The 25,850-nt window shown below is 41.3% G+C and carries 19 protein-coding genes, 2 tRNA genes and 2 rRNA genes; 20 read left to right on the forward strand and 3 right to left on the reverse strand.

Annotated elements, in window-relative coordinates; genetic code table 11:
* The first annotated feature begins 373 nt into the window (after positions 1 to 373).
* Entirely contained in the window at positions 374 to 832 is a 459-nt protein-coding gene (locus MKY09_RS00360) for a DinB family protein (RefSeq protein ID WP_342560096.1), read from the forward strand.
* Positions 833 to 1,296: 464 nt separating this feature from the next.
* Here the strand turns inward: MKY09_RS00360 and MKY09_RS00365 are convergent, their stop codons facing one another.
* The 3 genes from MKY09_RS00365 to MKY09_RS00375 all read right to left on the reverse strand — a co-directional run bounded on the left by MKY09_RS00365 (position 1,297) and on the right by MKY09_RS00375 (position 2,248).
* Positions 1,297 to 2,028, reverse strand: a complete 732-nt coding sequence (locus MKY09_RS00365; RefSeq protein WP_169360366.1) for a nucleotidyltransferase domain-containing protein — start codon at positions 2,026 to 2,028, stop codon at positions 1,297 to 1,299.
* Between the two features lie 67 nt (positions 2,029 to 2,095).
* Positions 2,096 to 2,167 (reverse strand) — tRNA-Glu (locus MKY09_RS00370).
* A 7-nt stretch (positions 2,168 to 2,174) separates the two neighbouring features.
* Positions 2,175 to 2,248, reverse strand: a tRNA-Met gene (locus MKY09_RS00375).
* A 296-nt stretch (positions 2,249 to 2,544) separates the two neighbouring features.
* On the opposite strand from MKY09_RS00375, the gene MKY09_RS00380 reads away from it, so the two are divergent.
* From MKY09_RS00380 to MKY09_RS00470, 19 genes are all read left to right on the forward strand, one after another.
* Entirely contained in the window at positions 2,545 to 4,917 is a 2,373-nt protein-coding gene (locus MKY09_RS00380) for a SpoIIE family protein phosphatase (RefSeq protein WP_169360367.1), read from the forward strand.
* A 67-nt stretch (positions 4,918 to 4,984) separates the two neighbouring features.
* Positions 4,985 to 6,376: a tRNA lysidine(34) synthetase TilS gene (tilS, locus tag MKY09_RS00385; RefSeq protein ID WP_340886203.1), complete on the forward strand. Its 1,392-nt coding sequence runs from the start codon at positions 4,985 to 4,987 to the stop codon at positions 6,374 to 6,376.
* Positions 6,377 to 6,391: 15 nt separating this feature from the next.
* Positions 6,392 to 6,934 carry a hypoxanthine phosphoribosyltransferase gene (hpt, locus tag MKY09_RS00390; RefSeq protein ID WP_169360369.1) on the forward strand — a complete coding sequence of 181 codons (543 nt, stop codon included), beginning with the start codon at positions 6,392 to 6,394 and terminating at the stop codon, positions 6,932 to 6,934.
* A 154-nt stretch (positions 6,935 to 7,088) separates the two neighbouring features.
* Positions 7,089 to 9,122: an ATP-dependent zinc metalloprotease FtsH gene (ftsH, locus tag MKY09_RS00395; RefSeq protein ID WP_169360370.1), complete on the forward strand. Its 2,034-nt coding sequence runs from the start codon at positions 7,089 to 7,091 to the stop codon at positions 9,120 to 9,122.
* 110 nt (positions 9,123 to 9,232) lie between these two features.
* Positions 9,233 to 10,015 carry a type III pantothenate kinase gene (locus MKY09_RS00400; protein ID WP_342567337.1) on the forward strand — a complete coding sequence of 261 codons (783 nt, stop codon included), beginning with the start codon at positions 9,233 to 9,235 and terminating at the stop codon, positions 10,013 to 10,015.
* A gap of 1 nt (position 10,016) precedes the next feature.
* On the forward strand, positions 10,017 to 10,898 hold the full coding sequence (hslO, locus tag MKY09_RS00405) for an Hsp33 family molecular chaperone HslO (RefSeq protein ID WP_342567338.1): 882 nt from the start codon (positions 10,017 to 10,019) through the stop codon (positions 10,896 to 10,898).
* Entirely contained in the window at positions 10,882 to 11,811 is a 930-nt protein-coding gene (locus tag MKY09_RS00410; RefSeq protein ID WP_169360373.1) for a peptidyl-prolyl cis-trans isomerase, read from the forward strand. Before hslO ends, MKY09_RS00410 begins: the two co-directional genes overlap by 17 nt.
* 378 nt (positions 11,812 to 12,189) lie before the next feature.
* Entirely contained in the window at positions 12,190 to 13,113 is a 924-nt protein-coding gene (cysK, locus tag MKY09_RS00415; RefSeq protein ID WP_169360374.1) for a cysteine synthase A, read from the forward strand.
* A gap of 132 nt (positions 13,114 to 13,245) precedes the next feature.
* Entirely contained in the window at positions 13,246 to 14,667 is a 1,422-nt protein-coding gene (locus MKY09_RS00420) for an anthranilate synthase component I family protein (RefSeq protein WP_342567339.1), read from the forward strand.
* Positions 14,664 to 15,251: an aminodeoxychorismate/anthranilate synthase component II gene (pabA, locus tag MKY09_RS00425; RefSeq protein WP_251557197.1), complete on the forward strand. Its 588-nt coding sequence runs from the start codon at positions 14,664 to 14,666 to the stop codon at positions 15,249 to 15,251. The genes MKY09_RS00420 and pabA overlap by 4 nt, the downstream gene beginning before the upstream one ends.
* On the forward strand, positions 15,252 to 16,091 hold the full coding sequence (gene pabC / locus MKY09_RS00430; RefSeq protein WP_169360377.1) for an aminodeoxychorismate lyase: 840 nt from the start codon (positions 15,252 to 15,254) through the stop codon (positions 16,089 to 16,091).
* 1 nt (position 16,092) lies between these two features.
* On the forward strand, positions 16,093 to 16,950 hold the full coding sequence (gene folP, locus MKY09_RS00435; protein WP_169360378.1) for a dihydropteroate synthase: 858 nt from the start codon (positions 16,093 to 16,095) through the stop codon (positions 16,948 to 16,950).
* Positions 16,951 to 16,953: 3 nt separating this feature from the next.
* On the forward strand, positions 16,954 to 17,319 hold the full coding sequence (gene folB / locus MKY09_RS00440; RefSeq protein WP_251557202.1) for a dihydroneopterin aldolase: 366 nt from the start codon (positions 16,954 to 16,956) through the stop codon (positions 17,317 to 17,319).
* The gene (gene folK / locus MKY09_RS00445; RefSeq protein ID WP_251557206.1) at positions 17,313 to 17,834 is read left to right on the forward strand and encodes a 2-amino-4-hydroxy-6-hydroxymethyldihydropteridine diphosphokinase; all 522 of its coding nucleotides are present in this window, start codon (positions 17,313 to 17,315) and stop codon (positions 17,832 to 17,834) included. The genes folB and folK overlap by 7 nt, the downstream gene beginning before the upstream one ends.
* Entirely contained in the window at positions 17,786 to 18,010 is a 225-nt protein-coding gene (locus MKY09_RS00450) for a helix-turn-helix transcriptional regulator (protein WP_169360380.1), read from the forward strand. Before folK ends, MKY09_RS00450 begins: the two co-directional genes overlap by 49 nt.
* Complete coding sequence (dusB, locus tag MKY09_RS00455) at positions 18,007 to 19,032, forward strand: tRNA dihydrouridine synthase DusB (RefSeq protein ID WP_342567340.1); 1,026 nt, start codon at positions 18,007 to 18,009, stop codon at positions 19,030 to 19,032. The genes MKY09_RS00450 and dusB overlap by 4 nt, the downstream gene beginning before the upstream one ends.
* A 160-nt stretch (positions 19,033 to 19,192) precedes the next feature.
* A complete protein-coding gene (gene lysS / locus MKY09_RS00460) occupies positions 19,193 to 20,683 on the forward strand; it encodes a lysine--tRNA ligase (protein ID WP_251557205.1) in 1,491 nt (496 codons plus the stop codon).
* A gap of 379 nt (positions 20,684 to 21,062) precedes the next feature.
* A 16S ribosomal RNA gene (locus MKY09_RS00465) occupies positions 21,063 to 22,617 on the forward strand.
* Between the two features lie 212 nt (positions 22,618 to 22,829).
* Positions 22,830 to 25,758, forward strand: a 23S ribosomal RNA gene (locus MKY09_RS00470).
* The 16S and 23S rRNA genes sit together here, the layout of an rRNA operon.
* The last annotated feature ends 92 nt before the right edge of the window (positions 25,759 to 25,850 follow it).

Genomic DNA, 25,850 nt, shown 5'->3' on the forward strand with positions numbered 1-25,850 from the left:
ACGCGCGTGGTTGTGATGTCTTATCTGTCTCACTCATCCCGTAGGAGTCGCCGTCTGGCGCTCCAATCAATAAATGGGAACTAGCATCGGTAAAGCGCTAATAAATTTACTCGCATAAACAAAGCTAAAAACTGTCACCAACCCCAATTTCATCATCTATTTATGTTCTTAATAGCCATTTGAAAGTTCCTTTGTTTATGTTTACAGTCACTATAAAAAAAATTTTCAGTCAAAATCAACCAATAACTTAAACAAAGCTTTTGTATTTAAAATATTTTCAAAATACACACAATTAAGGTAATATTTAATTAGTACAACCATGAAAAAGAGTATGAATAGTTAATTCTAGGAATTTATTGTAGGAGGATGAGTGATGACTAAGGATGAAATTCTATATGCACATCAAAAATACTTACATTGGTTAACTTTTCTTGAGAAGATGAGTGAAGATGAAGGGAATACTCCTTATAGAGAAGGGAAATGGACTCCAAACGAGATTGTAATGCATCTGGCAGAGTGGGATAAGTTTACCTTGCAGGAGCGTCTACCTCTAATGAAAGAAGGGGAAAAACATCAAGCGTACCCGAATTTCGAAGACTTCAATGCAAAAGCTGCAGCCCTTGCTCATGAACAAACATTTAAAGAAACCCTTGCTCATGCAAAAAAGCAACGTGAAGCGATCATGGCAGAGCTTCAGAAAATTGATGAAGTAGAATGGGATAGATACTTTTATATTGGTGACCATTCAAGTACTATACGAAATTATTTTACAGACTTCATCGAGCATGATCTACATCATCAAAAACAAGTAACACCGGAATATAATAACTAACCTCTCAAAAACCCGTTAGACAATTTTCAAAAGGTCTACGGGTTTTGTTCTTTGGGAAGTAAATAAGAAATTGCGATTTCCGTTCCAGTCGGACGCTTTCCGCCGGCATGGCCTCAGCCTCCTCGTCGCTGCGCTCCTGCGGGGTCTTCACCTCATGCTATTCCGGCAGGAGTCGCCGCCTTTCACTTCAATCACTTAGTATTCCTACTATGCAAATTAATGTTCTGCACAATTTCAAGCAATATAAAAATACATTCTGGAAAGATTTAAGTATCCTACTACAAAATTTTAGAAAGAATTAATATTTGAAGATTCTAATATGAATCAACTAATTAAACACTAGGTTTAGAAGATTATAAATGATCTACAATATGATAATCTCCATTTTTCTTTGCAGGCGCATAGTCTTTCCGATATATTATCGTACAGATATATCTCCAACTGTTGCATTAGGTTAACTATGCTTAGTGATCATCACTGGTAGGCTTGCCTAAAGAAAACCCTTCAAACAAACGCCCACCATAAGGCTGAAGCATCTCGTCGACAATCTCGACAATCTTCTCTTTTTCACGATGCTTGTAATAGGCATCGAAGGCTTCTGTAAATTTAATTGCAAATGATTCGTCAAATTGTTTCAAAGCACGATACCCCCATTTAGACGTACCCGTCCACTGCCGATTTGTTCTTAATACAAATTCATTGGCTAGATCTAAGAGGGAATGGACGACAAATAGCTCCTCTTGGGTATTTGTACAGCCAATAAAATCATCTAAAACATCTGTAAGAAAATAGCGTTTCATCGTAATAGTCTCTTTAGACCATTCCCTCGGTCCATTCGACAATAGTACGCGAGCCTCTTCTTGAATAGGGGACAATACCCCTTGCCCCTTTAATACCACTCCCTCCGCGACCATCTTTGGAAGGGAAGGCTTAGCCCTTTCACAATCCAGCTCAAAGAATTGCTTGTAGGAGCTCAAACTATGGGCAAATACCTCTATTGGCCATCCTTCTAAGTATAGAGATTCTCTATAGGAGGTGAGAATGTGCTCATCGAATATTACAATATCCAAATCAGAGGTGGAGGTACCTTCTCCTCGAACAACACTCCCAGCTAAAATGGCTCCTAGACAATGAGGAAAGTATTGCTGAACAAAATGCTCAGCTACTACAAGTGGATCACTTTTCTTCTTAAACATTTACCTGCCTCCTTTGATAAAAGGATAACAAAAAAGAGGTTGCAAGTATGCAACCTCTTTTTAAAGATGACCCCTACGGGATTCGAACCCGTGTTACCGCCGTGAAAGGGCGGTGTCTTAACCGCTTGACCAAGGGGCCGTATAAATGGCGGCCGAGGGGATCGAACCCCCGACCTCACGGGTATGAACCGTACGCTCTAGCCAGCTGAGCTAGGCCGCCGTTATAACAACAAATATCATATTACAAGCGTTTGGACAAAGTGTCAATACTTTTTTAAAAAGATATTCATAAATATTCATTTACGAAAAAAACTGACAATTTATGTGCGGATAATAACCTAGGAATACGTTGGTTTTCGAGTGGTCCAGGGCCAAATGCATCATTCAATATTTCAGGGAATTCAAAACGTGGTATATCAGGTCGAAAAGTTTTTGAGAGTGGTGCCAGGAAGAGACATACTTTTTGAGATCCACTAGGTATACTTCGAACATGAGTTGAATAGGGAGGAATACAATATGAAAACTATTTACGAACAAGAGCAAAAAAGAAGTTTCACATGGAGAAGGGTAGTTGAAAATATTCAAGCAAGAAAGGTCACCTTAACCTTAATGGCGACATTCTTTGTACTTTCATTTTTCTTAGCCCAGGTTGTTCTATTCGAAGCGTCAGTACCATTTTTCTTGCCTATTTGGGCATTGGTTAGCTTAAGATTTCAACGATTTATTCCTTGGACATTTGCAGGAGCACTATTAGGAAGCTTGACGCTTGGATTAGGGCAATTGATGATTCATGTATTTCAGGGTATTTTCTTTACGCTTCAAGGAAAGAAGCTGATAAATAAAATCCCTATTCCCTTATTTGTATTAATAGATGTCGTATTGATCCAGGTTCTTTGGCAATTCGCTTCATATGGGGGCTCAGTTCCAGTTTCTGTTTGGTTAGCGATAGGGTACGAAGGTGTATTGAGCTTGTTCATGACAATCTTTTTGTTTCAGTTATTCATTCCATTACCCGAATTGATCCATAAAAAATGGACAATGGAAAGGATGGGCTCTGCTTTATTAATAGGAGCCCTAGTGCTAACTGGTATGTCATCCTTTATCATTGGTTATGTTTCGGTTCCATTAATACTTGCACATCTAGTAATTGCTGTTGCTGCCGCGGTAGGAGGTGTTCAACTTTCTACTGTTGTGGCAGTCCTGGCGGGCACGGTATTAAGTATTTCCACCTTAAGCTTTAGTGGAATGATTGCGGTTTATGCCTTGACCGGCTTCTTAGCGGGTCTCCATAAGAGATTTGGCAGGCTTTGGCAGGCATTCAGTATGCTTGGAGCCACATTTTTCTTTCTGTTATATGATCGAACGTTACCTCTAGATTCGGTTTATATCGGCTCATTGGTAGCGGCCTCGCTAATCTTTTTTATGATTCCTTCTGCATGGATTAAGGATTTGAAGGAACAGCTTTATCCTGACACGACGCATGTCTTATTGAGAAGACAGAAGTGGATGACTGAAAAGGTGAATCATCAGTTACAGGAATTTCAACACTTTGTGGATTTCATTACGCGTTTTATATCAGATCGATTTGAACCTAAAGCAGCAAGTGAGGAGAGGGTAGAAGCATTAGTAACTTGTCAGTCTTGTTTTCATTATGAAAAATGTTGGGGGGCAAAATCAAACGGCATACCGAGTCTAATTCAACAGTGGGAGGAGCAACCTAAAAAAGCGAGGATACAGTTAGAAAAGAAAATGCAGTTTAAATGCGTTAAACCATTACAAATAATGCACGAATTAAAGGAGAGGGAGGCGAAAAGAAAGCTAGCCTATGAAATGCAGCATGGTAAAAAGATGTTTGCCTTAAAATTGAGAGATATGGGAAATCACATGAGTGAGCTGATGAACAACTTAGAAAATAATGTTGCGTTGTATACATCGCAGGAGGAAGAGGTGAAACAGAAATTTCAGCAATGCAATATTCCATTTTATCAAATAGATGTATTGAACATTGATGTGGGTCAGATGGAGGTAGTCTGCTGTTTGCCAATAGAAGCTAGAGGTAAAATGATAGGGGAAAGGTTAATAATTCCGATTTTATATGAGCTATGGAAGGAACCTTTTGAAATAACTTCGATGAAAGAAGTTCATCACCCATATGAACATATTCAAGTATCATTTAAATCTTCTGTCCGATTTAGTGTTTCACACGATATATTTACTTCTTCTAGTAAAAATACAATCTATTCAGGAGATGCACATGCCGTTTTCCAGCTACACCCGGGGTTATTAGCAGTTATTTTATCAGATGGGATGGGTAATAATGTAGAGGCACATAGGGAAAGTAGGAGGGTAATGCAGTTTATGAGGGAATGTCTTCATAAGAAAATGGATCCTGAGACAACTATGCATACATTGCATTATATGATGAGTCTACAAGATGACTCAGATAGCTATGCTACGGTAGATCTGGCTTTAATAGATTTACAAAAGGGAGAGTTGTGGTCCTGGAAAGCTGGTAGTATGTCTACGTATCTAATTCGAGGTAATGAGATGCGTAAAATTGAAAGTAAGCATGTGCCATTTGGCTTTTTGCCTACTTTTTCAATAGAGGCGAAAAAGGTCGATATTAAAGATGGAGATATATTATTAATGCTATCGGATGGTGTGTTCTCAGCAAATACAACAATAGAAAAACAGGAGGCCTACTACAAAAAGGTGTTACAGGATCCTACAATGAGTGCAGAAAAATTTGTGAAGATTTTAGAGGAAACCTACTCATTGCCAGGAGATGATAGAACTGTAATCTTTATGCAGGTGAAGCATGCTGTACCGGAATGGTCGATATTTTCACCAAGACAAGCCGCAAAATTTCAAGAAAAAATGGTACACTAGACTAGTATAAATGTTTATAGAGAAGTGAATTATGAAGATAGATTATTTTTAAGGGAGAGATGAGAAGATGCATCCATTCGTTCGAAAGGTGAAGCAATATATAGACCAGCACCGATTGATTGAAGAAAAAGAGCGTCTTCTTATCGCTTGTTCTGGCGGTACAGACTCTGTTGCAGTGGTACTAGCCATGAGGGAACTTGCGGTTTTTTACAGTTGTGAGCTTGGTATTGTTCATACAGATCATCAATTGCGTGGAAAAGAGTCTGCCGAGGACCTCGAATTCGTCAAGGAATTAGCTAATCGGTTAAAACTTCCTTTCTATTCTGCTGCGTTAGAGGTGATGAGTAGAGTAGAACAAGAAGGGGGAAATGTTCAAGTTATTTGTAGGCAGGAGCGTTATTCCTTTTTCGATGAGGTGATGGAAACCTATAATTATAACAAGCTTTTGCTGGGACACCATGCAGATGACCAAATAGAAAATGTCTTGATGTCGTTAATAAGAGGTACTATTAGCTCCACGATAACGGGGATTCCAAAAAAGAGACCTTTTTCAAGTGGTCAAATAATCCGTCCTTTTCTAGGTGTTACAAAGCAAGAGATTGCAACCTATCTAAAGGACCAACAACAACTTCATAGACATGACCCAAGCAATGACAAACATACATATACAAGGAATCGAATTCGCCATCGATTAGTGCCTCTCTTGAAAGAAGAAAATCCAAATATAAGCGATCGCATAATGCATTTTGTAGAGAAACAGCTTCAGGATGAAAAGTACCTTCAAGAGATAGCGGCAAAAAAGTATGAACAGCTTGTGACGGTTAATGAGGAAGGGGCATTGGTTATAGATTCTCTAAGCTTTTCTACAGTTCCCATTGCTTTACAAAGAAGAGTGATTCTACTACTATTAGAGTATCTATACAAAAACTCCGATATACTACTTAACGATCGATTGATTGAATCCATTCTCGCCGCTTGCAATAATCATGAAGGTAATGAGGTATTACACTTACCAAATGCTTTTCATCTCACTCGCCATTACAACCACATACAATTTAGCGCTCATAAAACGGCACCTGTTATACGTGGGGAATTTGTTTTGTCGGAAGATTGTTGGATCAATTGCGGTGCTGGCTTTTCCATCTACTTAACGCGAAACTTAACAGACGATCTTTCCCAAGAGAAATGGTTTGTACAATTAGAAAACCACCACTTTCCGCTTTCTATAAGACAGAAGGTACAAGGTGATCGAATACGTATCAAGGGAATGTCCTCATCTAAAAAAGTTTCCCGTCTATTTATCGATGAGAAGGTCTTACCAGAGGATAGGATGAGTTGGCCACTGCTTGTGCAAGCTAACAATGATATAATTGCAGTAATTGGCTTACGCTACGGAGAATTATTTTCAAAGCAACACAGCTCGCAGAACTATGTGATGTTTGTAAAGCGAGATAAATGACTAGGGGGACTAGAAATGCTAGAGAAAGATATTCTAGAGATTTTATTAACAGAAGAACAAATTCAAGAAAAAACAAATGAGCTTGGAGCTATGCTTACTGCAGATTATGCGGACCAATTTCCCCTTGCTATCGGAATTTTAAAAGGTGCAATGCCATTTATGTCTGATTTGATGAAACGAGTAGATACATACATCGAAATGGACTATATGGACGTTTCTAGCTATGGAAATGCTACTGTTTCTTCTGGTGAAGTGAAAATTGTAAAAGATTTGAATACAAGTGTAGAGGGCCGAGATATTTTAATTATTGAGGATATCATTGATAGTGGGATGACATTAAGCTATTTAGTGGATCTATTCAAGTATCGTAAAGCAAAATCTATTAAGATTGTCACATTATTGGATAAGCCGACAGGTAGAAAAGTAAAGTTAGAAGCTGATTATGTTGGTTTTATAGTTCCAGATGCTTTTGTTGTTGGTTATGGATTAGATTACGCAGAAAAATACAGAAACTTACCGTACGTTGGTGTTCTTAAAAAAGAAGTTTACTCTTTTTAAATTAGAAGCTGCGAAGCTCTATGAAAGTCATTAATAGATATGAACAAAGCCTTAAAATTTTGTTCTTTTTTAGAAGGCTTTTCATTGTACGCCAAAAAAAACGTATGTTAAGATAATCATTAGTTTTTCTGTTTACCTTGTGAGGAGGCTAGGAATGAATCGAGCATTGCGCTACGCCATATTGTATTTATTGATATTTTTTGTGATTGTAGGAATATTTGCTACGTTCAATACAAATAATACCCCTACTAAAAATATTCGTTATGATGAATTTATGACTTCACTTTCAAAAGGTGATGTTACTAGCTTTTCAATGCAACCTGAACAAGGAGTTTACTTTATAGAAGGTTCTATGAAGGGCTATGAAGAAGGAGAAAAGTTTTTAACTAAACTTCCTTACAATAGTGAAAAAGTGCTAGAGAGAATAGATTCACTAGCAACTGCAAATAATGTACAAATTGATGTTATTGAAACTTCAAAAACTAGTGGCTGGGTACAGTTCTTTACCGGTCTACTTCCTTTCTTGATTATCATCATTTTATTCTTCTTCTTATTGAGCCAATCTCAAGGCGGTGGTAACCGTGTGATGAACTTCGGTAAGAGTAAAGCAAAACTGTATGATAACGACAAGAAAAAAGTGAAATTCCCAGATGTTGCTGGGGCAGATGAAGAAAAAGCAGAGTTAGTAGAAGTTGTAGACTTCTTGAAAGATCCACGCAAGTTTGTAGAAATTGGAGCACGTATACCTAAAGGGATACTTTTAGTAGGTCCTCCAGGTACTGGTAAAACGTTACTAGCACGTGCTGTAGCTGGTGAAGCAGGAGTGCCATTCTTCTCTATTAGTGGTTCTGACTTCGTAGAGATGTTCGTTGGGGTCGGTGCATCCCGCGTACGTGATTTGTTTGAAAATGCAAAGAAAAATGCGCCTTGTATTATTTTCATAGATGAAATTGATGCAGTTGGTCGTCAACGTGGAGCAGGTCTTGGTGGCGGTCACGATGAGCGTGAGCAAACACTAAACCAATTACTTGTTGAGATGGATGGTTTTGGAGCTAACGAAGGTATTATTATCATCGCAGCTACAAACAGACCAGACATTCTAGACCCGGCTCTTCTACGTCCTGGACGTTTTGACCGTCAAATTACAGTAGGTCGCCCAGATGTTAAAGGTCGCGAAGCAGTGCTTCAAGTACATGCACGCAACAAACCTTTAGATGATACGGTTGATTTGAAAGCAATTGCTCAACGTACACCAGGATTCTCTGGAGCAGATTTAGAAAATCTTCTAAATGAAGCTGCCCTGGTAGCTGCTAGAAGAAACAAAACAAAAATTGATATGTCAGACATTGATGAAGCAACAGACCGAGTTATTGCTGGACCAGCTAAATCTGGGAAAGTAATATCTCCAAAAGAACGTAAAATTGTTGCCTTCCATGAGGCTGGACACGTAGTAGTAGGTTTAACACTAGATGACGCAGAAGTCGTTCATAAAGTAACTATTGTTCCTCGTGGCCAAGCTGGTGGATATGCGGTAATGCTTCCAAAAGAAGATCGTTACTTCATGACTAAACCAGAGCTTTTGGATAAAGTTTCAGGATTACTTGGTGGTCGTGTTGCAGAGGATATCGTCTTTGGAGAAGTTTCTACAGGAGCTCATAATGACTTCCAACGTGCTACTGGTATCGTCAGAAAAATGGTTACGGAATATGGTATGAGTGACAAGCTAGGACCAATGCAATTTGGTCAAACTCAAGGAGGAAATGTCTTCCTAGGTCGTGACTTTAACTCAGAGCAAAATTATTCCGATAAGATTGCATATGAAATTGATCATGAGATGCAAACGATGATCAAAGAGCAATACGAACGAACTAAACAGATCTTAACAGAGAAACGCGATTTGTTAGATTTAATCGCAAATACGTTATTAGATGTTGAAACGTTAGATGCTGCTCAAATTTTACATTTACAAGAGCATGGAACACTACCTGTTCGTGAATACGATCAAAACGATCAAAAGGTTGATTTGAGTAAGGAAAAGGATTCCGATGCTACAGGAGCTTCTTCTGATCCGACAATCGGTGATTTACCATCAGAAAAGGGCACGTCTCATGAGACAGGTCCTATTCTAGAAGAACGTACAGATAGTACTTCAGATCCAATTCAAGAAAAGCGTCCAACTGATAAATAAAATATATAGCTGAGTGATTTTCGTCTTTAGGCGAGTCACTCAGCTTTTTTATTTCTCGGGAAATATGGTATGATGTGTTGGAAATCTACGTAAAAGTGAGGAAAATCTTCATGATACTTGTGCTTGATACAGGAAATACAAATATTGTCCTAGGAATTTACCATAATGATCAGCTGATTCATCACTGGAGAATGGAGACGGACCGTCGTAAAACAGAGGATGAGTTCGGGATGCAGGTCAAAGCACTCTTTTCTCATGTTAATATAACTTTCGAACAAATAGAAGGTATTATCATTTCCTCAGTAGTGCCGCCAATTATGTTCTCCTTAGAAGCGATGTGTAAGAAGTATTTTGGTATAAAACCCTTAGTTGTAGGTCCCGGTGTAAAGACGGGATTGAATATAAAATATGAAAATCCTCGTGAAGTCGGTGCCGATCGTATTGTTAATGCAGTAGCAGCTATTCATGAATATGGAGCACCTTTAATTATTGTGGACTTTGGTACTGCAACCACTTACTGTTATGTAAATGAAAAAGGTGAATACTTGGGTGGTGCTATAGCTCCGGGAATCGGTATTTCGACAGAAGCATTATTTGAAAAGGCTAGTAAGCTTCCTAGAATTGAACTTACAACTCCAGACCATGTAATCGGCAAAAATACAGTTTCCGCCATGCAATCTGGTATCGTATTTGGATACGTTGGGCAAGTGGAGGGCATTGTAAATAGGATGAAAAAAGTTTCTAAAGTGAATCCTAAAGTTATATCTACAGGAGGACTTGCTCCTTTAATAGGTAATGAAACAACGATTATGGATATGATTGATCCTTTTCTTACGTTAAAAGGATTGTATTTAATTTATCAACGAAATATAGATGAAAGAGGTATGAGATAAAATGAATGATTATTTAGTTAGAGCTTTAGCTTTTGAAGGAAGCGTAAGAGCATTTGCAGTTCGTACAACAGGTACGGTAGGTGAGGCACAGCAGCGTCATCAAACATGGCCAACTGCTTCTGCGGCATTAGGTAGATCTATGACCGCTGCAGTTATGATGGGAGCAATGTTAAAGGGTGACGATAAGTTAACAGTTAAAGTAGAAGGAAATGGTCCTATTGGTCCTATGATCATCGATAGCAATGCTAAAGGTGAGGTGCGTGGATATGTAACAAATCCTCAAGTACATTTCGACTTAAACTCAGTAGGTAAGCTTGATGTTCGTCGTGCAGTTGGAACAGAGGGTACTTTAACAATTGTCAAAGATCTAGGAATGCGAGACTTCTTCACGGGACAAGTACCAATAGTTTCTGGAGAAATTGCAGAGGATTTCACTTACTATTACGCTATTTCAGAACAAGTTCCGTCCTCAGTAGGTCTAGGAGTATTGGTTAACCCAGACAACTCCATTTTGGCTGCTGGTGGGTTTATCATTCAGTTATTACCAGGGACAGATGACGAGACTATTACAATTATAGAAGAACATTTAAATAAGATGGAGCCGGTGTCTAAGTTAATCGAAAGAGGATTGACTCCAGAGGAGCTCTTATTTGAAATTCTTGGGAAAGAAAACGTTCAAATATTAAATGAGATGCCAGTACAGTTTGAATGTAATTGCTCTAAAAATCGATTTGGTAGTGCGATTATCAGTCTTGGGGAAAGTGAAATCCGTGACATGATTGAAGAAGACGGTGGTGCTGAGGCTCAATGTCATTTTTGTATGGAAAAATATAATTACTCAGTAAATGAATTGGAGTCTTTTATCGATGAAATCAATTCATAATAATGTTCCAACTCAACCTAAACGACGTTTAAAAACGAAACCGGTACTTATTGTACTAGGTATACTTTTACTTGGAAACTTACTTTGGTTTATAGCTTGGTTAATACCAAATGATCAACAAGCAAAGGCATCCGAAGAAGTCGCTTCAGTTGATGGAAAGATTATTACGAAAGAGCAATGGATGGCTTCCATGGAAACAATTTATGGAAAAGAAGTATTATTAGATATGGTAAACGCAGAAGTCATGGAGGCTGCTGCGAAGAAAAACGATATTAAAGTAACGGACGCAGAGATAGATCTGGAGCTAGCGCTTATTAGGTCCACAAGGGAAGGTACAGACACTTCCCTTCAAGCATATGACGATGAGATATTACGAAAGAAAATTCGATCTCGCCTTATTTTAGAGAAGGTATTAGCAAAAGATGTTAATGTAAAGGAAAAGGATATAAAGGATTTCTATGAAAATAATAAAAATCTATATAATATCCCAACTTCCTACCGTACTAGCGTTATTTACGTGGCTACAGAAGAGGAAGGGAAAGCTGTTTTAAAAGAACTCAAGGATGAATCGTCCTTTGATGGTCTGGCAAGAGAGCGTTCGACAGATCCAAGTTCTGCAAGCTTAGGTGGAGACGTGGGTTATATCTCTAAAGGTACTGATTCGATAGATGAAGCTTTAGTTGAGGCATTAGAGAAAGTTAAAGAAGGAAAGACTAGCGGAGTTATCGCTCTGAAGGATGGCCGTTATGCAATAGCACTTGTAAAGGATATATTTGAAGGACAAGCATTCTCTTATGAGAAAGTAGAAGGTCATATAAAGAGAGAGTTGGCACTAAGTCAAATACATCAATCTGTAACACAAGAATCATTCTGGCAGGAATATAAAGCAGAATGGATATATGGCGAACAGTAAAAATAAGACTTTAAACCGCCCTCCAGTGTTGGATGAATCTAACATTGGAGGGCGTTTTTTTTAGACGACGCAAGAGATTGTCGGGAATATACCATGCTGCTACTCGAAATGGATTCATTTTTGAAAACAAATGTATATAAGAGTCTAAAGTCCCGTAGAATATATAGGACAAGAATTTAAATTTTTGTTTGTACTGTAGTAAAAGGGGTAGGTTAGTAATTATGGAAATGTGTGTGAACTGCTTATTTTAAAAGAGTAGTCAATAATAAAATTTACTTTATTTGGCGAACTGTATTAATTGACAGTAGTTCTCAAAGATTGATATGATATAGGAAATAAAACCTATCAATCAAGTAGGGATTAGGAGTGAATCGTAGAATGGCAAAATTAGCGAATAGTGTAGCAGATTTAATAGGTAAAACACCGATTGTTAAATTAAACAGAGTGACTAGCCCAGAAGATGCTGAGGTTTATGTGAAATTAGAATATTTTAACCCTGGAAGCAGTGTAAAAGATCGTATTGCTCTAGCAATGATTGAAAATGCTGAAAAAGAAGGCAAATTAAATGCAGAAAGCACAATTATTGAGCCTACAAGTGGTAACACAGGAATCGGGCTAGCAATGATTGCGTCAGCAAAAGGATATAAAGCTGTATTAGTAATGCCAGACACAATGAGCTTAGAGCGTAGAAATTTACTTCGTGCATATGGTGCTGAATTAGTGTTAACACCTGGAGCTGATGGTATGAAGGGTGCAATTGCGAAGGCGCTAGAACTATCGAATGAAAACGGTTGGTTTATGCCACAACAATTTAATAACCCTGCAAACCCAGAGGTGCACCGTTTAACAACTGGTCCTGAAATTGTAGAAGCATTTGACCAATTAGATGGATTTGTTGCTGGAATCGGTACTGGTGGTACAATTACAGGTGCTGGTGGCGTGTTAAAGGAAAAATTCCCGAATATCCACATTGCTGCAGTTGAACCAAAAGATTCAAGTGTCCTTTCTGGTGGTAAACCAGGACCGCATAAAATTCAAGGGATTGGCGCTGGCTTTGTACCAGAAGTATTAGATACTAAGTTATATGATTCCATTATTCAAGTTTCTAACGAGGATGCTTATGCTACTTCTCGTGAAGTTGCTAAAAGTGAAGGAATCTTAGGTGGAGTATCTGCAGGTGCTGCTATTTATGGAGCGCTTCAGTTAGCGAAACAACTTGGTAAAGGGAAAAAAGTTCTTGCAGTTATCCCTGACAACGGGGAACGTTACTTGAGTACACCTCTTTATCAATTTGAAGACTAATTTATATATGTTTCGAAAGTTAATTTCATAAGAGTTGATGTAACGAGAGGGAGTTTGTTTACTTCCTCTCTTTTTTGTGGCAAAAAGTAACAGTTTCACGTTAAGATGAAGTCAGATTGTTTTTAGGGGGAAATGAAAATAGTGGGATTACATCTTCATACACATTCATTCCAAATGTCTAAAGAGGCATTTTTTTATGGATATAAAGAGCTTACCAAAAACGAAACACATCATCTGTTCTTAGAGAGTGGGAGAGGCGGTCATATTTCTGTAGCGGCCTGGAATCCATTAGCTACTATTAGGTCTGAGGAGAAGGGTATCCATGTTAAGTGGAGAGAAGGAGGGGAGGAATCTATAGAGGGCGAACCCTTAGATGAGCTCGAGCGTCTCATTGCAAACTATAAGATTTATTACGATAACAGCCTTCCTGATTTTCAAGGGGGAGCAGCTGGATTTATTAGCTACGATTATGCTAGAAAGATAGAAGTGCTACCAACCCATTCAGAAGATGATTTGCATATACCGGATATATACTTTTATCTATTAGATAGCTGGGCTGTGTTGGATGTGGAGACTGAAACAGTAACATTGATGAAGCTCTCTAGCAGTAGTGAGGATTTAGAGGAAATGGAAGAGCGATACAAACAGGCAGCCGATCAGGGCATATCCTCTAGAATCTTCTTGACAGGAGCTGCAATGGAAGTTCAAGAGGATTCATCGGAGCTACATGTGTCGATGAGTTCAGAGGAATTTGAAGAAGCTACGCTAAAAATTCAAGAATATATTGCTCAAGGAGACGTTTTCCAAGTTAACTTATCAGTTCGTCAATCTAAAGAGTTAAAAGCATCTGCCATTGAAATGTATGAGGCATTGCGTACCTTCAACCCTTCTCCTTATATGGCATATATACAGTCACCGGAGTTTACTGTCGTATCAGGATCTCCTGAGCTATTAGTAAAGAAAAAGGGGCTGGAGCTATCTACAAGACCCATCGCTGGTACAAGGCCAAGAGGGAAAGACGAGGCAGAAGATCTTTTATTGGCCAATGAGCTAATTGAAAATGAAAAAGAGCGTGCTGAGCACGTCATGCTTGTAGATCTGGAGAGGAACGACTTAGGGCGTGTTTCAGCTTATGGCACAGTGGAAGTAAATGAGTTTATGGTGATTGAGCGTTATTCCCATGTCATGCATATTGTTTCAAATGTTAAGGGGCAGCTACGCCAAGGGGCGACAAATGCAGAAATAGTTAGAGCAATGTTCCCAGGTGGAACCATTACTGGAGCACCAAAAATAAGAACCATGGAAATCATAGATGAGTTAGAGCCTGTTCGAAGAGGACTATATACAGGTTCTATAGGATGGCTTGGATATACCGGGGATATAGAGCTTAATATCGTTATACGGACTGCATTTATACAAGATAGAATGGCTCATATCCAAGCAGGAGCAGGTATAGTAATTGACTCAAAGCCTAGTGCAGAATATAAAGAGTCCATAAACAAAGCAAAGGCTTTATGGCAGGCAAAGGCTATGGCGGAAGGAGCAAGCAAATGATTCTAATGATTGATAACTATGATTCCTTTACTTACAATTTAGTACAATATATCGGAGAGTGTGGGGTAGAGATAAAGGTTGTTCGTAATGATGAGCTTTCAATAGAAGACATCGAACAATTATCACCACAAGTTATAGTTGTTTCTCCAGGTCCCTGTACCCCGAACGAGGCAGGTATCAGCTTAGAAGTAATCACCTATTTCGCCGGGAAAATACCTTTACTAGGGGTTTGTTTGGGACACCAATCCATTGGCCAAGCGTTTGGGGGGAATGTAATTCGTGCAGAACGACTGATGCATGGGAAAACGTCTCCGGTCTTTCATGATGGTAAAGGTGTTAATAAGAATATGCCTAACCCGTTCCTTGCTACTCGCTATCATTCTTTAATAGTAGAGAGGGGCTCACTTCCAGACAGTCTCGAAATTACATCCTGGACAGCGGAGGGAGAAATAATGGGAATACGCCATAAGGATTTTCCAGTAGAGGGTGTACAGTTCCACCCGGAGTCTATCATGACGGAGGAAGGAAAAAAACTAATCCAAAACTTTGTGCATGACCACTGCTATGCTAAGGAGCTATCCTAAATGGAGGCTTGGAAGAATGGGCAATTATATAAAGCTAGTGAATTAACGGTATCAGCCTATGATCATGGCTTCTTATATGGCCTTGGCTTTTTCGAAACGTTTCGTACTTACAATGGCAACGTATTTTTATGGGATGAGCATTGGTTGAGACTCACAGAGGCACTGGCCGATTTTCGTATAGACTTGCCATATGACAAGCAGGCCATTTTGGAGGCTGTGAATTTATTAACAGAAGCGAATAAAGGGGAAGACGGGTATTTTCGTTTAAACGTTAGTGCAGGTATTCATGATCTGGGATTACAGCCAAACAATTATCAGGAACCAACCGTTATTTTATATCGAAAGCCCCTTCCTCCGATGATACGTGGTAAAGAGAAGTCGGCAGTATGGTTAAAGACTGTCAGAAATACTCCAGAGAGCAGCATTCGTCATAAATCCCACCACTTTGCAAACAATGTTCAAGCTAGGCTTGAACTAGACTCACTAGCTGTTCAGGAAGGGATTTTTATAAATGCCTCAGGTTATGTGGCAGAAGGTATTACTTCAAATGTCTTTTGGGTAAATGGCGGGAAAGTATATACTCCCTCTGTTGAGACTGGAATATTAAATGGAACGACGAGAAAATGGATTTTAAAAAATTGTACAAGCGATATAGAAGAAGGTTTTTACACAAAGAATCATTTAGAATCTGCGGAAGAGGTTTTTATAACAAACGCAGTTCAGGAGCTGGTTCCGATTAAAAGTATTGGCGGGAAACAGTTTTTAGGAAATCTCGGTCCTGTTTACAAAGAGCTCCACAAACAATATGTTGCGTGTATTCAGGGAAAAAGGAGAGCATAACATGAATTTAAAACATAATTTACAAACATTTAAAGCTGGAGGAGTTACTCTAGATTTTCGAAATGAAACGATTATAATGGGCATTCTTAATGTTACACCGGATTCCTTTTCGGATGGTGGAAGGTTCAACGAGATAGAGCAGGCTGTCGGTAGAGCAAAACAAATGGTAGCCGAAGGAGCAAAAATAATAGATGTTGGGGGAGAGTCCACTAGACCAGGATACACGCCAATATCTGATGAAGAAGAAATTGCACGTGTTGTGCCGGTCATTCAAGCTATTAGCCGACAAGTGGATGCAATCATTTCTATTGATACGTATAAATCAGCTGTAGCTAGAGCAGCTATAGAGGCCGGGGCGCACATCATTAATGATATTTGGGGAGCTAAGAAAGATCCGGAGATTGCCAATGTGGCAGCCGAATTCAATGTCCCAATTATACTCATGCACAATCGAGATGGTGAGGACTATGTAGATCTTTGGATAGAGGCGAAGAAGGATTTAGAAGAAAGCATCCATATTGCCAGGACAGCAGGTGTACCTCATGAAAATATTTGGTTAGACCCAGGTATAGGATTTGCAAAATCTCATGATCAAAATATTTTAATGATGCAGCATTTAGCTGACCTCGTGGATATGGGCTACCCAGTATTGTTGGCTACTTCCCGTAAGCGTATGATTGGTAATGTATTAAATTTGCCAGTGGACGAACGTATGGAGGGTACTGGAGCGACAGTATGCTATGGTGTCCAGCTTGGCTGTCATATAGTGAGAGTTCATGATGTCAAGGAGATGGCAAGAATGACGAAAATGATGGATGCTTTATTAGGTAAAGGCATCGAGATGAAAGCGGAGGCTTAACAGATGGACTATATACATTTAAATGATTTAGAATTTTACGGATTTCATGGGGCACTTCCAGAGGAAACAAAGCTCGGGCAAATTTTTAAAGTAACGGTGACTCTTGCCTGTGACTTAAAAAAAGCCGGGGAAACAGATAATTTAGACGAAACGGTTAACTATGCTGAGGTGTTTGAGCTTTGTAAGGAGGTCGTGGAGGGAAAACCCTACTTGTTAATAGAAGCTGTTGCGGAAAGAATTGCTTCTCGAATACTGGAGCAGTATAAGGAAAAAGTAAGTGGATGCCGAATACATCTAGTAAAACCAAACCCTCCTATAGTAGGCCACTACACTTCGGTAGCTGTTGATATAACGAGGGGTATATTATGAACGTAGCATACATTTCCTTAGGATCGAATATAGGGAATCGATTAGAATTTTTACAAGAAGCAGTTGGTTTATTGAAGGAGACACAACAGATAGATGTTCTGAAGGTGTCGTCGGTCTACGAGACAGCTCCAGTCGGTTACGTGGACCAAGCGTCATTTTTAAATATAGTTGTAGAACTGAAGACTTTATTTACTCCACATGAATTATTAGGAAAATGCAATGAAATAGAGGACTTACTGGGGAGAAAGAGAATAGTTCGCTGGGGTCCAAGAACAGTAGACCTTGACATTTTGTTGTATAATGAAGAAAATATGAAAACAGAAGACCTCATTATTCCTCATCCTAGGATGGCAGAAAGAGGCTTCGTGCTTGTTCCGCTTATGGAGTTAAATCCTAATATAATCGATCCGCGGACAAAACAAGCTTTTTCGAATTTAGTGCATGACCAGAAAGAGGGCGTCCATTTATGGAGAAAGTTCGATGGGGTCGACGCATTCGTGCATTTCGAAGGTTAAAGATGATCAAGCAAGTCGAGCTTGCAAAAGAAATGGATATGTCTGTGTCTATACTTGGGAAAATTGAACAAGGTAAGCGAGCTCCAACCGAAGCACAGTTGGAAAAGATTGCTGCCATACTTGATATAAAGCTAGAAGAACTAAAAGGAGAAATAGAGGCAGGTGAAGATAAATGACAAATGCACCGACTAAGCCATTTCAAATTGGTAACCATGTAATGGATAACCGGGTGGTTTTGGCACCTATGGCTGGTATTTGTAACTCAGCATTCCGTCTAACGGTTAAAGAGTTTGGAGCGGGACTTGTCTATGCAGAAATGATTAGCGATAAGGGAATTGTTCAAAAAAATGAAAGAACATTAAGCATGCTTTACATTGATGAACGTGAAAATCCATTGTCTTTGCAAATCTTTGGCGGAGAAAAAGAAACACTAGTAGCTGCAGCGCAATATGTTGATCAGCACACTTCAGCTGATATTATTGATATTAACATGGGTTGCCCAGTGAATAAGATTATAAAATGTGAGGCTGGGGCAAGATGGCTCTTAGACCCTAACAAGATATATGAGATGGTATCTGCAGTTGTAGATAATGTAAAAAAACCTGTAAGTGTAAAAATGCGTACAGGCTGGGATGAAGAACACTTATATATGGTAGAAAATGCACAAGCAGTCGAGAGCGCTGGTGGAGCAGCCGTTGCCGTACACGGACGTACTCGTGTACAAATGTATGAGGGAGAAGCTAACTGGGACTTAATACGACAAGTGAAAGAAGCAGTTAATATTCCTGTCATCGGTAATGGGGACGTGAACACTCCACAAGATGCAAAACGTATGTTAGATGAAACAGGCGTTGATGGTGTAATGATCGGACGAGCAGCATTAGGTGATCCATGGATGATTTATCGTACAGTGGAATATCTTGAAACAGGCGAGCTAAAGCCTGAACCTACTGTGCAAGAGAAGATTGACGTATGTTTATTACATTTTGATCGGCTGACTGCTCTTAAGGGAGAGCATATTGCGGTCCGTGAAATGCGTAAGCATGCAGCTTGGTATCTTAAAGGAATCCGTGGAAACGGGACGGCTAGAAATATGATTAACCAAACAGAAACCGCACAAGAGCTTAAGGATTACTTGCGCTTCTTTGCAGAAGAGTCTTTAAAGGAATATAATGAGGCTAGCACAATTCTTGCTTAATTTAGTGGGCTGTCACATCAAGTGACGGCTCTTTCCGTTTTTTATTTAGTCGTTAGGTTCAGTGGCAGAAATAAAAGATGAAGTAAACACTGAAATTGTGTACAATAAATGCAACGTAAAGGATACTTGCGAATAATAGATTGTAAAAGGAGTGAAGGAAATGTCTAACATGGAAGAATTAAATGATCAACTTTTGGTGAGACGCCAGAAGATGACTACGATACAAGAAAAAGGATTAGATCCATTTGGCGGAAAGTTTGAAAGAACTCATTTAAGTGACCAAGTCGTTTCTGAATTTGAAGAGTTCACAAAAGAGCAGTTAGAAGAAACGCCTCACGAAGTAGTAATAGCTGGGCGAATCATGACGAAGCGCGGAAAAGGAAAAGCTGGGTTTGCGCATATACAAGATCTAGGCGGCCAAATTCAGATTTATGTACGAAAAGATGCAATTGGTGAAGATGCTTACGAGCTATTTACTACAGCAGACTTAGGTGACATCGTAGGCGTTCGAGGTAAAGTATTTAGAACTCAGGTAGGTGAATTGTCAGTAAAAGCAACAGAGTTTACCTTCTTAACTAAATCCTTACGTCCAATGCCAGAGAAATTCCACGGGTTAAAAGATGTTGAACAACGCTACCGTCAACGCTACTTAGATTTAATGACTAGTGCTGAAAGCAAAAACACTTTTATCACTAGAAGCCGTATTATTCAATCTATGCGTCGTTACTTAGATAGCCAAGGTTATTTAGAAGTAGAGACACCATTGTTACATACTGTAGCAGGGGGAGCAGCAGCTCGTCCGTTTATTACTCATCACAATGCATTAGATATGGAGCTTTATTTACGAATTGCAATTGAATTACACTTAAAGCGTCTAATTGTAGGTGGTTTAGAAAAGGTTTATGAAATAGGCCGTGTATTCCGTAATGAAGGTGTATCTACTCGTCATAATCCTGAATTTACAATGATTGAGTTATATGAGGCATACGCTGACTATAAAGACATCATGAATCTAACAGAAAATCTAGTAGCACATGTTGCTCAAGAAGTTCTTGGTTCTACTACAGTTATGTATGGAGATGATGAGATCAATCTTGCTCCTGGTTGGAGACGCTGGCATATGGCAGATGCAGTCAAAGAGACTTCAGGAGTTGATTTCTGGAAAGAGATGACGAAAGAAGAAGCTCATGCCTTGGCTAAAGAACATGGAGTAGAAGTTAAACCTTCTATGGAAGTGGGACATGTACTAAACGAATTCTTTGAACAAAAGGTAGAAGAAACTTTAGTTCAACCAACATTTATCTATGGACATCCAGTAGAAGTTTCTCCACTTGCGAAGAAAAATCCAGAGGATGGACGTTTTACAGATCGCTTTGAGCTGTTTATTGTTCGTCGTGAGCATGCTAATGCTTTCACAGAGTTAAACGATCCTATCGATCAACGTAATCGCTTTGAAGCGCAATTAGAAGAGAAAGCTGCCGGAAACGATGAAGCACATGAAATGGATGAAGATTTCTTAGAGGCATTAGAATATGGAATGCCACCAACAGGTGGACTAGGAATTGGAATAGATCGTTTGGTAATGTTATTAACAAACTCCCCATCTATTCGCGATGTTTTATTATTCCCTACGATGCGTCATAGAGATTAAAGAGCTTAAGAATGGGACACTACTAGTAGTAGTGTCTCTTTCTATTTATACGACTATATATTGGGTGAGAATTATTTTAATTATTTTACTTTTAAAAAGCCCTTGTAAAAGGTGCTGGCAGGGTGGTATAGTAATCAAGTTCCCAATTTTACTTCTAAATCTCACAAAAATAACTTGAAAAAAGTTGTTGACATTGAAAAGTAGATTTGGTAAGATAATAAAGTCGCCAAAACGAACGGCGCAATGAACATTGAAAACTGAACATGCAAAACGTTAAGACATACAACATCAACAAGCTTCGGTTTGATTGACGCAAAACAATTTTTGACATCATTTAATGATGATGCCAGCAAAACAAAATGAGCTTTTTAAGTTCTCTATTATGGAGAGTTTGATCCTGGCTCAGGACGAACGCTGGCGGCGTGCCTAATACATGCAAGTCGAGCGGATGATGAAGAAGCTTGCTTCTTCTGATTTAGCGGCGGACGGGTGAGTAACACGTGGGCAACCTGCCCTGTAGATTGGGATAACTCCGGGAAACCGGGGCTAATACCGAATAATCCATTCCCTCACATGAGGAAATGTTAAAAGACGGCATCTCGCTGTCACTACAGGATGGGCCCGCGGCGCATTAGCTAGTTGGTGAGGTAACGGCTCACCAAGGCGACGATGCGTAGCCGACCTGAGAGGGTGATCGGCCACACTGGGACTGAGACACGGCCCAGACTCCTACGGGAGGCAGCAGTAGGGAATCTTCCACAATGGACGAAAGTCTGATGGAGCAACGCCGCGTGAGTGAAGAAGGTTTTCGGATCGTAAAACTCTGTTGTGAGGGAAGAACAAGTACGAGAGTAACTGCTCGTACCTTGACGGTACCTCATTAGAAAGCCACGGCTAACTACGTGCCAGCAGCCGCGGTAATACGTAGGTGGCAAGCGTTGTCCGGAATTATTGGGCGTAAAGCGCGCGCAGGCGGTCCTTTAAGTCTGATGTGAAAGCCCACGGCTCAACCGTGGAGGGTCATTGGAAACTGGGGGACTTGAGTACAGAAGAGGAAAGCGGAATTCCAAGTGTAGCGGTGAAATGCGTAGAGATTTGGAGGAACACCAGTGGCGAAGGCGGCTTTCTGGTCTGTAACTGACGCTGAGGCGCGAAAGCGTGGGGAGCAAACAGGATTAGATACCCTGGTAGTCCACGCCGTAAACGATGAGTGCTAAGTGTTAGGGGGTTTCCGCCCCTTAGTGCTGCAGCTAACGCATTAAGCACTCCGCCTGGGGAGTACGGTCGCAAGACTGAAACTCAAAGGAATTGACGGGGGCCCGCACAAGCGGTGGAGCATGTGGTTTAATTCGAAGCAACGCGAAGAACCTTACCAGGTCTTGACATCCCGCTGACCGGCCTAGAGATAGGCTTTTCCCTTCGGGGACAGCGGTGACAGGTGGTGCATGGTTGTCGTCAGCTCGTGTCGTGAGATGTTGGGTTAAGTCCCGCAACGAGCGCAACCCTTGATCTTAGTTGCCAGCATTCAGTTGGGCACTCTAAGGTGACTGCCGGTGATAAACCGGAGGAAGGTGGGGATGACGTCAAATCATCATGCCCCTTATGACCTGGGCTACACACGTGCTACAATGGACGGTACAGAGGGTCGCAACCCCGCGAGGGTGAGCAAATCCCATAAAACCGTTCTCAGTTCGGATTGTAGGCTGCAACTCGCCTACATGAAGCCGGAATCGCTAGTAATCGTGGATCAGCATGCCACGGTGAATACGTTCCCGGGCCTTGTACACACCGCCCGTCACACCACGAGAGTTTGTAACACCCGAAGTCGGTGGGGTAACCCTTTTGGGAGCCAGCCGCCGAAGGTGGGACAGATGATTGGGGTGAAGTCGTAACAAGGTAGCCGTATCGGAAGGTGCGGCTGGATCACCTCCTTTCTAAGGATATATTCGGAATACAGATTTTTATCTGTATCTTAACGTTTTGCAGTTCAGTTTTGAATGTTCATTCTATATGAGCATTTAAAGCTTTTTACTTTTTAACTTGTTCTTTGAAAACTGGATAAAATGACATCGAAAAAAGAAACAAACGCAAGATATTCAAATTGTGATCACTTACGTGATTGCAAGTGTAGTACTTTTAACTTTTAGGTTAAGTTAATAAGGGCGCACGGTGGATGCCTTGGCACTAGGAGTCGATGAAGGACGGCACTAACACCGATATGCTTCGGGGAGCTGTAAGTGAGCTTCGATCCGAAGATTTCCGAATGGGGAAACCCACTGCCCGTAATGGGGCAGTACATTTGCGTGAATACATAGCGCATCTGAGACACACCCAGGGAACTGAAACATCTAAGTACCTGGAGGAAGAGAAAGAAAATTCGATTCCCTGAGTAGCGGCGAGCGAAACGGGAAGAGCCCAAACCAAGAGGCTTGCCTCTTGGGGTTGTAGGACACTCTATACGGAGTTACAAAAGAATGAGCTAGACGAAGCGATCTGGAAAGGTCCGCAGGATAGGGTAAAAGCCCCGTAGTCAAAAGTTCATTCCCTCCAGAGTGTATCCTGAGTACGGCGGAACACGTGAAATTCCGTCGGAATCCGGGAGGACCATCTCCCAAGGCTAAATACTACCTAGTGACCGATAGTGAACCAGTACCGTGAGGGAAAGGTGAAAAGCACCCCGGAAGGGGAGTGAAATAGACCCTGAAACCGTGTGCCTACAAATAGTCAAAGCCCGTTAACGGGTGATGGCGTGCCTTTTGTAGAATGAACCGGCGAGTTACGATTACATGCGAGGTTAAGTTGAGAAGACGGAGCCGCAGCGAAAGCGAGTCTGAATAGGGCGAATGAGTATGTGGTCGTAGACCCGAAACCAGGTGATCTACCCATGTCCAGGATGAAGGTGAGGTAACACTTACTGGAGGTCCGAACCCACGCACGTTGAAAAGTGCGGGGATGAGGTGTGGGTAGCGGAGAAATTCCAATCGAACCTGGAGATAGCTGGTTCTCTCCGAAATAGCTTTAGGGCTAGCCTCAAACGTTAGAATCTTGGAGGTAGAGCACTGTTTGGACTAGGGGCCCATCCCGGGTTACCGAATTCAGACAAACTCCGAATGCCAATGATTTATGTTTGGGAGTCAGACTGCGAGTGATAAGATCCGTAGTCAAGAGGGAAACAGCCCAGACCACCAGCTAAGGTCCCAAAGTATTTGTTAAGTGGAAAAGGATGTGGCGTTGCTTAGACAACCAGGATGTTGGCTTAGAAGCAGCCATCATTTAAAGAGTGCGTAATAGCTCACTGGTCGAGTGACGCTGCGCCGAAAATGTATCGGGGCTAAACAAATCACCGAAGCTGTGGATTGATACCTTTGGTATCAGTGGTAGGAGAGCGTTCTAAGGGCGTTGAAGTCAGACCGGAAGGACTGGTGGAGCGCTTAGAAGTGAGAATGCCGGTATGAGTAGCGAAAGATGGGTGAGAATCCCATCCACCGTATGACTAAGGTTTCCTGAGGAAGGCTCGTCCGCTCAGGGTTAGTCGGGACCTAAGTCGAGGCCGATAGGCGTAGACGATGGACAACAGGTTGATATTCCTGTACCACCACCCCACCGTTTGAGTGATGGGGGGACGCAGTAGGATAGGGTAAGCGTGCTGTTGGTTATGCACGTCCAAGCAGTGAGGTGTGAGTGTAGGCAAATCCGCACTCTGTAACATTGAGCTGTGATGGCAAGGACGTATGTCCGGAGTTCCTGATTTCACACTGCCAAGAAAAGCCTCTAACGAGGTGGGAGGTGCCCGTACCGCAAACCGACACAGGTAGTCGAGGAGAGAATCCTAAGGTGAGCGAGAGAACTCTCGTTAAGGAACTCGGCAAAATGACCCCGTAACTTCGGGAGAAGGGGTGCTCTTTTGGGTGAATAGCCTAGAAGAGCCGCAGTGAATAGGCCCAGGCGACTGTTTAGCAAAAACACAGGTCTCTGCAAAACCGTAAGGTGAAGTATAGGGGCTGACGCCTGCCCGGTGCTGGAAGGTTAAGAGGAGTGCTTAGCGCAAGCGAAGGTGCGAATTGAAGCCCCAGTAAACGGCGGCCGTAACTATAACGGTCCTAAGGTAGCGAAATTCCTTGTCGGGTAAGTTCCGACCCGCACGAAAGGCGTAACGATCTGGGCACTGTCTCAACGAGAGACTCGGTGAAATTATAGTACCTGTGAAGATGCAGGTTACCCGCGACAGGACGGAAAGACCCCGTGGAGCTTTACTGTAGCTTGATATTGAATTTTGGTGCAACTTGTACAGGATAGGTAGGAGCCTTAGAGCCCGGAGCGCCAGCTTCGGAGGAGGCGTCGGTGGGATACTACCCTGGTTGTATTGAAATTCTAACCCATACCCGTAACCCGGGTAGGAGACAGTGTCAGGCGGGCAGTTTGACTGGGGCGGTCGCCTCCTAAAGTGTAACGGAGGCGCCCAAAGGTTCCCTCAGAATGGTTGGAAATCATTCGAAGAGTGTAAAGGCAGAAGGGAGCTTGACTGCGAGACCTACAAGTCGAGCAGGGTCGAAAGACGGGCTTAGTGATCCGGTGGTTCCGCATGGAAGGGCCATCGCTCAACGGATAAAAGCTACCCCGGGGATAACAGGCTTATCTCCCCCAAGAGTCCACATCGACGGGGAGGTTTGGCACCTCGATGTCGGCTCATCGCATCCTGGGGCTGTAGTCGGTCCCAAGGGTTGGGCTGTTCGCCCATTAAAGCGGTACGCGAGCTGGGTTCAGAACGTCGTGAGACAGTTCGGTCCCTATCCGTCGTGGGCGTAGGAAATTTGAGAGGAGCTGTCCTTAGTACGAGAGGACCGGGATGGACACACCGCTGGTGTACCAGTTGTTCTGCCAAGGGCATCGCTGGGTAGCTATGTGTGGACGGGATAAGTGCTGAAAGCATCTAAGCACGAAGCCCCCCTCAAGATGAGATTTCCCATTACGCAAGTAAGTAAGATCCCTCAAAGACGATGAGGTAGATAGGTTCGGGGTGGAAGCGTGGCGACACGTGCAGCTGACGAATACTAATCGATCGAGGACTTAACCAAATTGTTTGTTTCTAAGATGTCAGTTTATTCAGTTTTGAAAGAATAAATTTTTATTTAAAAAAAGCTTGTAATAATCTACATAGTTGATATAA

The sequence above is a fragment of the Psychrobacillus sp. FSL K6-4046 genome, assembly GCF_038624605.1.
GTDB lineage: Bacteria > Bacillota > Bacilli > Bacillales_A > Planococcaceae > Psychrobacillus.